The following is a 12,248-nucleotide window of genomic DNA, read 5'->3' as shown; positions in this document are numbered from 1 at the left end:
TATAAGCTGATGCTTCCTTCCGTTGTGATAATTCTCATTATAGAAGAGCGTACACGTCTTAAACTATATATAAAAAGCACAAGAAAACGCTTAATATAAAGCGCTTTCTTGTGCAAAATAAACAATGACATCCCTTTTTTATTCCTTAGATTCACGCAGCCGATACAACATTAAGCCCAATTGAATGCGGAGAGCTTGGCGAAATTCCCGCGGATCTTCGCCGCAATAATCGGCCACGCGCTCCAATCGATATAACAGAGTGTTGCGATGAATGCCCATCGCGCCTGCCGCTGAATTAGCGTTCATATTATGGTCGTAAAAGGTTTGCAGCGTATCCAGCATATGAGCATGATCCACCAGTTCCCCAAGCACCTGCGAAATAAGCTGCCTTGCCGTCCCTTCCGTTACCTCGGACAAAATAAGCTCCAGCGCGGAATCTTCAATATGAAGAGCCGTTCCGGCGATATACTCCTTGCGGGCAATTTCGAGCAGCTTGACCGTTTCATCATACGACTCCCTAATATCGCCGATATCGCGGCAGGGACGCCCAACCGCTATATGCGAATCGGCTTGGAACCTTTCCCGCAGGAGCTGCCTGAGGCTCTCGGCCGCTGCGAGCAGCGCTTTTTTGGCATGGCGGTTAGTTTTATAGGTTGAAGAGTCGGCTAAAATCATCCATCTCCCGCGACCAAGCTGAGCGATCAACGTCTCCTTTGGGTTCGGAAACAAGGCCGAAACTTCTTTGAACTTAAGCTCATACTCCTTCGCCTCATCCAGCGCGCTCATCTGCAACAACAGAATAACTCGGGGCAACCGCAAATCGAGGCCAAGCAGCTCTCCCCGGTTATACAGCCCTTCCTTAGCCGCGCGATCCATAGCTGAGCTCGATATTAACTCTTGAACCAAATACATTTTGGAGCGCTCTTTGAGCTCCACCTGCTCGGACAAATAAGATTGCTGGAGCAGCAGCTCCGTCATCATTCGTACAGCGCGGCCAAAGGGCACCACTTCCGCCTCACGGCCCGTTATGCCGATGACCCCCGCAATTTCGTTATGAAAATAAATCGGCATGTTGATGCCGGGTTTGCTCCCGGCGAAACTCACCGCGCCCTCCTCCGAAATCATGATTTCTTCGCCGCGCCGCACCACTTCGGCCGCTCCTTCATGCAGCATGCCGATTCTAAGCGGGTCGCTGGAGCTAATAATGATGCCATGCTTATCCATCACGTTCATATTCAACTGGGTTAGTTCTTTTGTTTTTTTGACGATTAAATCCGCCACTTTTTTCGTTATCCGCATACGAACCTCCGGCCAGGCAAACCGATTTTTAATGAAACGCATATGACGCGTCCACCTAAATCGTAGAGCCCCCTAAACCAAAAGTAAAGGTCCAAATCCTCTTATGCGGAAAAGAAAAAGCCGTCCGGGGACGTATAAGATGTCCTCAAGACGGCCCCTCTGGCCCTATCTAAGTGCTGTTTATTCCCCACGTCTATCGGCATATACCGCCATCGCATCGCGCATAAACGCAGCTAGGCCGTCGCCGAATTTATCGATATTTTTTGTAAAACGCTCATCGTCCACATACATTTGTCCAAGGCCTTTGAACGCCTCGGGCGAATAGGTCCCCATCCGGTTCAAAAAGGTGAACCATTCGCCGATAGCCTCCTGCGCCTCATCCGAAGCCGGATCCACTTGAATCAAGCTCGCTAGCTTGCGGTAGATTTGGTTCATCTCATCTTGCAGTTCACCCATACCCCCGTTCTGTTTGACCTCATCCAGCTTGGCATTCGATTGATCGATCAGCTTGTCGCCCCAGCGCTCGCGCGCTTCTTTCTCGTAAGGATTTGTACTGAAGTCGAATCCTTGAAATTTTTCCTGACTGCTCATCTCTACCTCTCCTTTTGCGTTTCGAATCGTTTTCTCCACCGTCAGAAGCAGCTTATCCAATTGAATTCGTTTTTCCCGCAGCATTTGCTCATGAAGGTAAAGCGCCTCCAGCCGGTCGAATTCCGGGCTCGTCACGATTTGTTTTATTTGCTTCAAGGGAAACCCGAGCTCGCGGAAAAATAAAATTTGCTGCAGCAGCTCCAAGTTTTTGTCCGAATACAGCCGGTAACCGGAGTCTGTCGTCTGATCGGGAATGAGCAATCCTATTTCATCGTAATGATGCAGCGTGCGCACGCTGATCCCCACCAAATCCGCAACCTCTTTTACTTTCATCGAGCTTTCGCCTCCCTATATCCATAACTTTAAAGTATCACGCAACGTGAGAGTCAATCCTTATTATCGTCTAATTTTTCAAAAGCGGAATCTAGCAAAAAATGCGTCCGCCCCTCTCCATCCACCCAAGCCAATCCTTCAACCCGCATATACAATATACTAGCTTGAAAATACGATTCTAACGGAGGGATTTACTCTTGTCCATTCAAAAGCAAGTCAAAGACGTCTTGAAATCGAAAGAAGTATCCCAGTTCATTGTCGAATACGAAAATGGAAGCTCTAAACAATATTTGCTGGACGGGAAAAAAAGCGAAAAGTCGGTCATTAAAAGTCTAATTAAATCCATCGACTGGAAGGATGTAGCTGAAGTCCAATTTGTTCTTGCCGATGATGAGGACGACGATGAGGAGGATATAGCGGACGAAAATATAGAGGACGCTGGCGACTTCGAGGACGATGATGAGGAAGATGAGGAATTCGAGGACGATGAGGACGAAGACGACGATTTCGAAGTCGATGAGGACGACGACAATTAATTATTCTTAAAAAAGGAACGTTGCAGGGCAACCTCACTTGCGGAGCTTGCTTTTGCCCAAATGCGCCTTTTTGCGTTTTAGGCTGTTTCATGAACGATTGGAACGCCAATGAGCTGCTGCAAGGGCCGACCGTCTTTGCAGCAGTGTAATCGTATGATTTAAGACGACCTATTATGAGACGAGCCTCTATTGAGGCCGAAATTAAACCGCTTTTGCAAACGAAAGCCTATCCCAAAAGCCAGACGAAAAAAAGCAAAAATCCTGCCCAAGGGCAGGATTTTTGCTTTCCAAATAAAAGAATGGGCCTTCCTTAACGTTTATTGCCCCCATACCTCCAAAATTTGTCCGGCGACATGGTTCCAAGTAAAGTTTTGCTCCACCAACTGCCGTCCGTGCAAGCCCATTTCACGGGCATTGCCGACATTGGCAAGCATGCTGTTTAAGTGGGAGGCATACTCCGCAGGGTCCTCCGGATTTTGAATGACAACTCCGTTGTTGTTGCGAATGACTTCGGGGTTGCCCCCGCGTGCCGTCGTAATGAGAGGAAGCCCTGCGGCCATCGCCTCGTAATGCACCCTCGCCAGCGGCTCTTCCCAAATCGAAGTGCAGACGAACACATCCGCCGCGCAAAACCATTTATGCACTTCGCTCGCTTGGACATAACCCGTCGTCACGACCTGTATCGGCGACTTTTCCGCAAGCGCCCGCAAATAAGCGATATAGTCGCTCACCCGGTCGTCGCTGTACCAGGCCGCGCCCACTACAACAAGTACGGCATCGGAATGCTTCACTTGCGACATGGCGCGCACCAGCACATGGGGGCCTTTGTTGCGGGAAAGCCGCCCCACAAACAAAATAATCTTTTTATTGCCGAGGCCATGCTGGGATCGGATGCTTTCGCGGTCTCTTAGGGCTGCCTGCGATTGCTTCCATGGAGCGAACTTAGCGAGGTCGACACCGGAATATATCGTTCGGATTTTCGACTCCGCCTGCGGATAGTCCTTGCAGATGGCCGCTCCGATATAGTTGCTGATGGTGACGATCGTATCCACTCGCTCCACAACGGCGTCTCCCTCTTCTCTGCTGAGCTTAAGAGGATTAAACATGTCGTTGTGCATGCTGAGCACGATTCGGGCATCCGGCTTCACCGCAGCGACGGGAAGCACCATTCTTGGCCGATTAAAGATGTGAATGAGATCGTACTGCTCGCCGTTCGATTCCAGATAAGGAATGACGTTGCCCATATAAATATCAAGCACGCCGCTCGATTCAAACCGCAAATATCGAATGCCGTTTACCGTTTCGTCGTTGCTCAGCTCGGGATCGGATCGCCCGATTATCGTTATTTTATGGCGCTCCCTCAGCAGACCCGATACGCCGCCGATATAGGTTTGGATCGCGCCTCCGCGAATATTGGGCACCGGAAGCTTTTCCGTACATATCATTAATATATTCATAGGCTATTCTCCCTTGCCGTTGCCCTGTTTCGATAGGCAGAAATAAAAGCATTGCCGCTGCCCGGCTTTGTTCCCGAGGAGGCGAGCCTCCCTTTGCCGAGGCGTTCATGTGGCTTAAGCGGGACAAATCTGCTCTTAGGCGCGCCTTTTACTGGAGAAACTAATTTTTTTGCGTCCTTTTGAGGCGGCTTTGCCTTCCACTTATGAACAGCCTCCAGCGCTGGCAACTTAAGCTGCTGCCTTGCCGCTTTTGATCCGCTTTCGCCCGGCGGCTTCACCGCTGCCGATTTTTTGGATTCCTGCTGCCTTGCCCTTTTTTTGGCATCCTTTTGCTTTGCCTCTTTTTCTTTTCTGTATTCCTTCAGTCTCCGTTCCTTTTCCTTGCTCAACTTCCGAGAATCTTTTGGCTTGATCGCTCTCAGCTTTTTGGCTTCCTCCGCCTTCGCCGCTTTCTTTTTCTTGCCCAATTTCGGCTTAACGGCGCCCATCCTCCTGTTTTCTATAGGCAGAAGCAAAGCGGGACGGGCTTTCTTACGCTCCACAGGCACTTTTTGCACTTTTTTCTTTTCTTTCTTGAGTTTCTCTGTGTTCTTCTTGGACTCGTATTCGACGCCCGGTCCTGGAATAATAACGGCTTTGCCGTCGGGATTGACGACGAGACGAATAACCTTTTTGCCTTTTCTGACCGTATCTTGCTCGCCGGTATCCGATCGGCCGGTGCCCGGAACGGCCTGCCCTCTCTTCGCGTAATCGCGGTAAGAGTATGGCCCCCGTACAACTTCTTCCGCTTCCGGATAGTCTCCGGCTGGATAGTTGGCTTTGTCCTTTTCAAGCTCCTTCAACACTTCCCACTTGTTCGCCTCCGTCGCAACGACCCGGTCCAATATGGCGCCAAGCTCCGTATTCATAAATTCTACGGGATGAAATACCACTTCTTTTACATGCTTATAAAATTCGTTCGGAAATGCCATATCGATCCACAACAGCTCGAACGTCTCTTGATCGAGCGGATTCGCCCGGTGGTAAGCGTCAATAACGCCGCGGATCCAGGCCAAATCCCATGCTCCCATGTCGTCCATGGTGCTTGTAATGATTTTCCTCAAATCTCGAATCGGAATATCAAATGCGACGCCGTCCAGATCGATGACCCAAATGCCGCCCGGCCCCATCTGGCCGTTAGACCAGCCGTAATCCTGGTGGGCGAGCCCCCAGTGCGCCTCTCCCTTACGGATCATTTTCGAATAAGCGGACGCTTGAAATCGGGTAAAAATGTCTTTCGCCTGAGTCTCGAACATATCGAGAACGGACAATAACTGAGGGCTGGCGGCCGTTTCCGGGTAGACGGAGGCAATATGCCGGAACCAACCGATTTTGGCCATTATTTTTTGATACTGGCCCTCCCATTTAAAAATCCGGGTCGATTTCCCCGCATCCAGCGGAGGCACATAGCCTTTCGACCATTTGTGAAACTCCCCAAGACCGTGGCATAGCGTCATCGCTCCATCGAGATCGATTTTGGCTACCGGAGTGAGCGTATCGATCCAGTCCGTTACAATCCACAGCTTGCCGCCTGCCACAACGGAATTGCGGCCGTCATGAGTAGGGATAATTCCGGGCACGCGAGCGCCATTCTCGACGACATATTGCTGCGCTCCCACACTAAACAAGCTCCGCTGCGGCGTCCGGTGCAGCACTTTCAGGCTGCGGGGGCCTTTGTTCGTTTCGATGCGCCAAATGGCCCCGCCTTTATCCGGCTTTGAAGTAATAAGCGTCATTCCGCTCACGCTCATGTCATAGGACTTGCACACTTGATGAGCAAGCTGTTCCAGCTCTGGCGGAACGTATTGCTCTAAATTTAAACCAGACTCCTCTTCCTCCAGCATGTTATCCCAAGGGACAATTTGATATTGTTCCAAATAAGCAACCTCCACTCATGTGTAGCCAATATTATGAAGTTCTATTATTTATATGTGTGCTAGAAAAGCATGGATAGGGATAGGAGTGGAGATTTGCTGAAGGGCGGGCGGTTTGGGTGCGGACAGGCGCTGAGGGACAGGCGCTGAGGGACAACCGCCGCTTGACCATTTGGACTTTTCCATAAAAAAAGCTTCTTCCGCCCAAGGATGACCCGTCGGTCATTCCGGCAAAAGAAGCCTATCGTTAGCGAGACTCGCCCTCTTCCTCAAAAAAATCTCCCCGGCGCAAGCCGTCTACAAAACGCTGGAGCCATTCGTAATATTTTTTGGCATGACGCAGCTTATGCAAATCTTGCAGCGCCAGCCTCCGCTCCTCTTCTCCAGTCCCTTCGCTAAGAACAAGCTCCGCCAGCTCCGGGCACGATTCCTCAATCGCTTCCGTCATGACGTCGATTTCCCTCTGCAGCTTATGGGAAAAAAACTTTTGAAAAGCTTGAAAAAAGTCTCCTTCCGCAGCATACCTCTCCTTCCGGTCCTGCTTCTCCCCAAGCTTATGTACCATTTGGGATTCCACAAGCGATCGAACCGCATAGCTCATGTTGCTTTTGCTCATGTTCATTTTTGTTTTCATTTCGTCGAGCGTCATCGGCTCGTTTTCAAAAAACATAACGCCGTACAGCTGCCCGGAAGAGCGTGTCACCCCATACAAATCCATGGTGTCCGCTATCGCTTCGATCATTTTATTCCGAATGGCCTCGCGTGTCTCCTCCGCCGTGTCCCGGCTTGATGGCTGCATCATGCCCGTTTTCCCCTCGCTTGTCTTATATTCCGTCCTATTTGTTCAAATATTTTTGAATGAGTATCTCTATTATATCAAAGAAAATCTGCGTGAAGGGGAAATTAGCAAAATTAGCAAAGAAAATCCCTTTCACAATAACTTAACGTGGAGATTACCGTCGCTTGACACTTCATCACAAAATTGAATGTACAATTATTTTTGAACAGACAAGCCAAAGCAAGAAAAAAGGAGGTAATAACTTGTAAATTAAATGATTTTTGAATTGATGACCAAAATAAAACCATTTTAGAATAGGAGACTACATCCATGAAAAAGAAGTGGGCTTGGAAAACAACGCTGATTCTTGCTGCAATAGCGGTTATGATAACGGGCTGCGGCGGCAAAACGGCGAACAAATCGGACCCGGCAAGCGGAACTGCGGGCTCTCCGCCCCCAGCGGAGCAAGCTTCCGGAGAAATTAACGTCTACACCTCTATTGAAGAAGAGCATGTCAAATTGTATCTGGAATCGTTCCACGCCAAATACCCGGATGTCAAAGTCAACATCGTGCGTGATGCAACCGGCATTATGACGGCCAAGCTCATTGCCGAAAAGGACAATCCGCAAGCCGACGTCGTCTGGGGCCTTGCCGCTACAAGCTTGCTCGTGATGGATGACATGAACATGCTTGAAGGCTACTCCCCAGCCGGTGTAGATCGTGTACTCCCTGAGTTCAAAGACAGTGCGAACCCGCCTAAGTGGGTCGGCATCGACATTTGGGAAACGGCGATTATCGCCAATAAAGTTGAGCTGGAAAAACGCAACCTGCCTATCCCGCAGTCTTTTGAGGATCTTGCAAAGCCGGAGTATAAAGGACTGATCGCTATGCCTCATCCCGCCTCTTCCGGCACGGGTTACTTGACGGTCAATGCGCTGCTCCAGCTTTACAAGGATGGAGCTTGGTCCTACATGGACAAGCTTCACGACAATATGATGGTCTACACGCATTCCGGCTCGAAGCCGGCCAAGATGGCCGCATCCGGCGAAGTTCCAATCGGCATTTCCTACGGCTTCAGCGGTATTCAGCAGAAACAAAAAGGCGCTCCGGTAGAAGTGATTTTCCCGAAGGAAGGTTCCGGTTGGGAACTGGAGGCGAACGCACTTGTCAAAAAAGGCGAAATCAAGCCGGCGGCCAAGCTGTTTCTGGACTGGGCGATCAGCGACGAGCCTATGAAGGAATATAACAAAAACTACGCGATTTTGAGCATTAAGCAAGAAGGCGCTACTATCCCTGAAGGATACGCTAAGGACCCGGTATCTCAGCTTGCCAAAATCGATTTGTATCAAGCGGCAAGAGACCGCGAGTCCGTACTGGCGGAGTGGGAAACGAAATACGGTGCCAAAACGGAGCCGAAACAATAAGGATCAGCCGGGAGGAGAATCGGATTGAACAAAGGATATCTGTCGCTGCGCCAGCTGTCCAAGCGGTTCGGCAAACAAACCGCGCTTCAGGATATTGAGCTGGATATTTATAAACATGAATTCATTTGTCTATTGGGACCGAGCGGCTGCGGCAAAACGACGCTGCTGCGCATCATCGCGGGTCTCGAAAAAACGGATCAAGGCACGCTTTCCATCGGAGGCAGGGATATTACGTCCCTGCCAGCCGGGAAGCGAAACTTCGGCATGATGTTCCAATCGTATGCTCTGTTTCCGAATTTGACGATTAGCGAAAACATCGCATACGGCCTCAAAAACCGGATGACGAAGGGCCAGATGCTCGACCGCGTGGATGAAATGCTGGATCTGGTTGAGCTCAGCGAGCAGCGAAACAAAGTGCCCTCTCAGTTGTCCGGCGGGCAGCAGCAGCGGGTTGCGCTGGCGAGAGCTCTTGCCATCTCTCCCGATTGCCTGCTGCTGGACGAGCCGTTGTCGGCTCTTGATGCCAAAGTACGCGTGAAGCTGCGCAATGAAATCCGCCGCCTGCATGAGCAATTCGGCATGACGACGATTATGGTGACGCATGATCAAGAGGAAGCTCTGACGATGGCCGACCGGATTGCGGTAATGAACCACTCCCGCATGGTGCAGGTAGGATCGCCGATCGACGTTTACGACCGTCCAGCCACCCCTTTTGTAGCCGACTTCATTGGCGCCGTCAGCTTTATTCAAAATCATCAGCGCCATGCCCGTGACGGCATAACAGCCATTCGCCCCGAGCATGTGAAGCTGGTGCGCGAGGAAACGAGAGGCAGCCTGCAAGGCTTCGTGCGGGAGCTGGAATATCGCGGAACGCATTACCGCCTGACGGCGGACATTGCGGGCAGACTGGGCCAATCGATTACCATCGATGTCCCGGCGGCAGATATGGGCGCATTTCAAGTCCGGCTGAACGGAATTGTCCGGTTCATCCTGCCGGACGAGCATATGATTACATTTGACCGCATCGCCGAATCCGCGGTCGGTTAAGGAGAGAAAACATGATGGTCGACTTGTTGAAACGGCTTAAGCCTGAGGGAGGCGGCTGGAGCCAAAACGCCATGATTCTTGTCATGACGATGGCGCTGGCGGTTTCTATTCTCCTCCCCCTTGGGGAACTGGTCGGGAAGGCCGTTACGGACCAAGAGGGCCATTTTATCGGACTCCAACATTTTATCCGCTACTTCTCGACGCCTGCGCTTGTTGCATCGCTATGGAATTCCATCTACGTATCCGCGATCACAACCGTCATCTCCGTTACTTTCGGTTTTGGCGTCGCCTTTGCGCTGGAGAGAAGCGGCATACGCGGCAAATGGTTCTTCCGCGCTGTCATGCTGCTTCCGCTGTTCGCCCCCTCCATGCTGCACGGCTTGTCGCTCATTTACTTGTTCGGCAACCAGGGGCTGATCTCGACCGGCTTTTTTGGAGTGCTGCCCGAATTTCGAATCGATCTGTACGGGCCGACGGGCATCGTTATGGCGGAAGTGCTTTATACGTTCCCTCAAGCTTTTCTAATGATGTCCATCGCCCTTGCCGGAGCGGACTTTCGCTTGTACGAGGCTGCGGATACGCTTGGCGCTTCCAAGTGGCGCACGTTCTGGACCGTCACGGTGCCGAGCGTCAAATTCGCGCTCATCAGTGCCATTTTGGTCTGTTTTGTGCTCACGTTCACCGACTTCGGCGCTCCAAAAGTAGTAGGCGGACAGTTTAACGTCCTGGCTACCGATTTGTACAAGCAAGTTATTGGTCAGCAAAATATGGGGCTTGGGTCGGCCGTAGGGGTGCTTCTGCTTATACCGGCTGTCCTTTCCTTCGCGGCGGACCGAATATTCCAGAAAAAACAAAGCGGATGGATCAGCTCCAAGTCGACCCCTTACCGCATTGCAAACCGCAAGCTGCGGGACACCTTGCTGTTTCTGCTTTGCTCCACGGTTGCAGCGGTCATCCTTGGCATTATTCTCGTTGCGATCTACGGCTCTTTGGTTCAAGTTTGGCCTTACAACTTCTCGATCTCGCTTGCCCATTACGAAGGCTTCTTGGAGAAGGGCGGTCCTTTTGCCAATAGCCTCGTCATTGCGCTTGGATCGGCGGTGATCGGGACGGCGCTCACGTTTGTTTTCGCTTACCTGATCGAAAAATCTCGCGGTTACGCACTGCTGCGCCAAGCGGGCTACTTCCTGTCCATGCTGCCGATGGCGCTGCCGGGTCTGGTGCTAGGCCTCATCTACGTCTTTTATTTTAATAATCCGAACGGGCCCCTCCATGGGCTGTACGGTACGATTTGGATTTTGTTCCTATGCAATATCGTCCACTTTTATTCTGTTTCCTTTCTAACGATGACATCGGCGCTCAAAAAGCTGGACAACGAATTCGAAGCGGCATCCGAGTCGATGAACGTCCCTTGGTACCGAACGTTGCTGAAGGTCACGCTGCCGCTTTCGTTCCCGGCGCTGCTAGAAGTGTTTGTCTACTACTTCATCAACAGTATGGTAACCGTATCGGCGATTATCTTTTTGTACGCGCCGGACTTGAAGCCTGCTGCCGTTGCGATCGTCAATATGGAGGATTCCGGCGAAATTGCGCCGGCTGCCGCCATGTCTACTTTAATCATTGCAACGAATTTGCTGCTTCGTTCAGCCGTCATGTGGGTCACCCGCAGACAGCGCAAAAAAGCGGAGGCCTATTTGGCCAAAAAAGAAGACTAACCCTCTATAGTCACTGGCAGGAGAGATGGATATGCCCGAGTTACTTGTGAACGAACATCGTTATCCAATCAAAGGAATTTTGTTTGATAAAGACGGGACGCTGCTCGACTTCATCGGCTTATGGGGTCCGTGGAGCGAATCGGTATATCGGCGCTTCTCGTGCCGTATGCCAGCTCCGATCCCGCCGCTGTCCCAGCTTTGGGGCACAGTAGACAGCGATGGCGGGCGCGTCACGGATTACAGCATTGAAGGGCCGCTTGCCATGGGATCAAACGGTGATTTGGAAGCCATTATGGCTTGGCAGGGCTACCGGCTTGGGATGCCGTGGGGCGAAGCGATGCGGCTGGTGAAACAATGCATGGACGAGGCCCGTGCGGAGATGGAGTCGACTCGGCCCGCACAGCCTATCCCCGGCATGTTGCCGTTCCTCCGGCTGTGCGCTGCGCACGGCCTCGCTCTTGGCGTCGTAACGGCGGACGATACACGGGAAGCGGACAGCCACTTGAGCTGGCTCGGCATCCGCTCCCATTTCAAAACGGTTGTCGGTCACGACAGCGTAAAGCGAGGCAAGCCGTTCCCCGACATGGTGGAGCTGGCCTGCCGCCAGCTTGGCTTGCTGCCGTCTGAAGTAGCCGTCATTGGCGATACCAACGGCGACATGCAAATGGGCAACTCGGCAGGCGCAGCGGTCACGGTCGGACTGGCGGGGGAGCAGGCTTGCGGGCTCCCGGATGCTGGCGCCGTCGTCTCCGCCTACTCTCAGCTTCGACTGGAGGCTTCGCCTGATGCGGGCGGATAGCGGCCTCGGCTGGATGCTGCTCATTCTCGCCATCCTGTTTGAGCTGTCCGGCACAACGGCCATGAAATTATCCGGAGGCTTCACTAAGCTGTGGCCCTCCATCCTTATGTTTCTTCTGTATGGTTGCAGCTTTACGCTGCTGAACTATGCGCTTAACTATATTTCCGTCGGCGTAGCCTACGCGATCTGGTCGGGCGTCGGAATTGTCCTTATTACGGCTATTGGCACCACCCTGTTTAACGAAACGGTATCGCTTAAGCAAATGTGCTGGATCGTCTTGATCGTCATTGGCATTGTGGGGCTAAAGTGGAGCAGCTCTTCCAGCCACTAAACCGCTCGCAAACACATTCGAATA

The 12,248-nt window shown here is 51.7% G+C and carries 11 protein-coding genes; 6 read left to right on the top strand and 5 right to left on the bottom strand.

What is annotated here, in order from left to right; translation table 11 throughout:
- Positions 1–138: 138 nt before the first annotated feature.
- Both ACFQZE_RS20520 and ACFQZE_RS20515 read right to left on the bottom strand, forming a co-directional pair.
- Complete coding sequence (locus tag ACFQZE_RS20520; protein WP_379360532.1) at positions 139–1,341, bottom strand: CdaR family transcriptional regulator; 1,203 nt, start codon at positions 1,339–1,341, stop codon at positions 139–141.
- A gap of 138 nt (positions 1,342–1,479) precedes the next feature.
- Complete coding sequence (locus ACFQZE_RS20515) at positions 1,480–2,223, bottom strand: MerR family transcriptional regulator (RefSeq protein ID WP_379360528.1); 744 nt, start codon at positions 2,221–2,223, stop codon at positions 1,480–1,482.
- A 197-nt stretch (positions 2,224–2,420) separates the two neighbouring features.
- On the opposite strand from ACFQZE_RS20515, the gene ACFQZE_RS20510 reads away from it, so the two are divergent.
- Positions 2,421–2,759: a hypothetical protein gene (locus ACFQZE_RS20510; protein ID WP_379360526.1), complete on the top strand. Its 339-nt coding sequence runs from the start codon at positions 2,421–2,423 to the stop codon at positions 2,757–2,759.
- A 317-nt stretch (positions 2,760–3,076) separates the two neighbouring features.
- On the opposite strand, the gene ACFQZE_RS20505 is transcribed toward ACFQZE_RS20510, so the two are convergent.
- From ACFQZE_RS20505 to ACFQZE_RS20495, 3 genes are all read right to left on the bottom strand, one after another.
- Positions 3,077–4,216 carry a glycosyltransferase family 4 protein gene (locus ACFQZE_RS20505; RefSeq protein ID WP_379360524.1) on the bottom strand — a complete coding sequence of 380 codons (1,140 nt, stop codon included), beginning with the start codon at positions 4,214–4,216 and terminating at the stop codon, positions 3,077–3,079.
- Positions 4,213–6,132: a CotS family spore coat protein gene (locus ACFQZE_RS20500; protein WP_379360522.1), complete on the bottom strand. Its 1,920-nt coding sequence runs from the start codon at positions 6,130–6,132 to the stop codon at positions 4,213–4,215. Before ACFQZE_RS20500 ends, ACFQZE_RS20505 begins: the two co-directional genes overlap by 4 nt.
- 244 nt (positions 6,133–6,376) lie before the next feature.
- On the bottom strand, positions 6,377–6,931 hold the full coding sequence (locus ACFQZE_RS20495; protein WP_379360520.1) for a GbsR/MarR family transcriptional regulator: 555 nt from the start codon (positions 6,929–6,931) through the stop codon (positions 6,377–6,379).
- A gap of 306 nt (positions 6,932–7,237) precedes the next feature.
- On the opposite strand from ACFQZE_RS20495, the gene ACFQZE_RS20490 reads away from it, so the two are divergent.
- The 5 genes from ACFQZE_RS20490 to ACFQZE_RS20470 are packed head-to-tail and all read left to right on the top strand — an operon-like array spanning position 7,238 to position 12,224.
- Positions 7,238–8,332 (top strand): putative 2-aminoethylphosphonate ABC transporter substrate-binding protein, encoded by a 1,095-nt coding sequence (locus ACFQZE_RS20490; RefSeq protein ID WP_379360518.1) that lies wholly within the window; start codon positions 7,238–7,240, stop codon positions 8,330–8,332.
- Positions 8,333–8,356: 24 nt separating this feature from the next.
- Positions 8,357–9,379, top strand: a complete 1,023-nt coding sequence (locus tag ACFQZE_RS20485) for an ABC transporter ATP-binding protein (protein ID WP_379360516.1) — start codon at positions 8,357–8,359, stop codon at positions 9,377–9,379.
- A 14-nt stretch (positions 9,380–9,393) separates the two neighbouring features.
- Positions 9,394–11,094: a putative 2-aminoethylphosphonate ABC transporter permease subunit gene (locus ACFQZE_RS20480; protein WP_379360773.1), complete on the top strand. Its 1,701-nt coding sequence runs from the start codon at positions 9,394–9,396 to the stop codon at positions 11,092–11,094.
- A gap of 31 nt (positions 11,095–11,125) precedes the next feature.
- Positions 11,126–11,893 (top strand): HAD family hydrolase, encoded by a 768-nt coding sequence (locus ACFQZE_RS20475; RefSeq protein ID WP_379360514.1) that lies wholly within the window; start codon positions 11,126–11,128, stop codon positions 11,891–11,893.
- Entirely contained in the window at positions 11,880–12,224 is a 345-nt protein-coding gene (locus ACFQZE_RS20470; RefSeq protein ID WP_379360512.1) for a DMT family transporter, read from the top strand. The genes ACFQZE_RS20475 and ACFQZE_RS20470 overlap by 14 nt, the downstream gene beginning before the upstream one ends.
- Positions 12,225–12,248 lie beyond the last annotated feature (24 nt).

It is taken from the genome of Paenibacillus sp. GCM10027627 (assembly GCF_042675505.1).
In the GTDB taxonomy this organism is placed as follows: Bacteria; Bacillota; Bacilli; order Paenibacillales; family Paenibacillaceae; genus Pristimantibacillus.
This window is presented reverse-complemented; position numbering and strand designations above follow the sequence as displayed.

Excerpts from the sequence above, each read along its gene's own strand:
- ACFQZE_RS20520 (WP_379360532.1), bottom strand. The coding sequence starts at position 1,341 with ATGCGTTTCATTAAAAATCGGTTTGCCTGGCCGGAGGTTCGTATGCGG.
- ACFQZE_RS20515 (WP_379360528.1), bottom strand. The coding sequence starts at position 2,223 with ATGAAAGTAAAAGAGGTTGCGGATTTGGTGGGGATCAGCGTGCGCACG.
- ACFQZE_RS20505 (WP_379360524.1), bottom strand. The coding sequence starts at position 4,216 with ATGAATATATTAATGATATGTACGGAAAAGCTTCCGGTGCCCAATATT.
- ACFQZE_RS20495 (WP_379360520.1), bottom strand. The coding sequence starts at position 6,931 with ATGATGCAGCCATCAAGCCGGGACACGGCGGAGGAGACACGCGAGGCC.
- ACFQZE_RS20490 (WP_379360518.1), top strand. The coding sequence starts at position 7,238 with ATGAAAAAGAAGTGGGCTTGGAAAACAACGCTGATTCTTGCTGCAATA.
- ACFQZE_RS20480 (WP_379360773.1), top strand. The coding sequence starts at position 9,394 with ATGGTCGACTTGTTGAAACGGCTTAAGCCTGAGGGAGGCGGCTGGAGC.
- ACFQZE_RS20475 (WP_379360514.1), top strand. The coding sequence starts at position 11,126 with ATGCCCGAGTTACTTGTGAACGAACATCGTTATCCAATCAAAGGAATT.
- ACFQZE_RS20470 (WP_379360512.1), top strand. The coding sequence starts at position 11,880 with ATGCGGGCGGATAGCGGCCTCGGCTGGATGCTGCTCATTCTCGCCATC.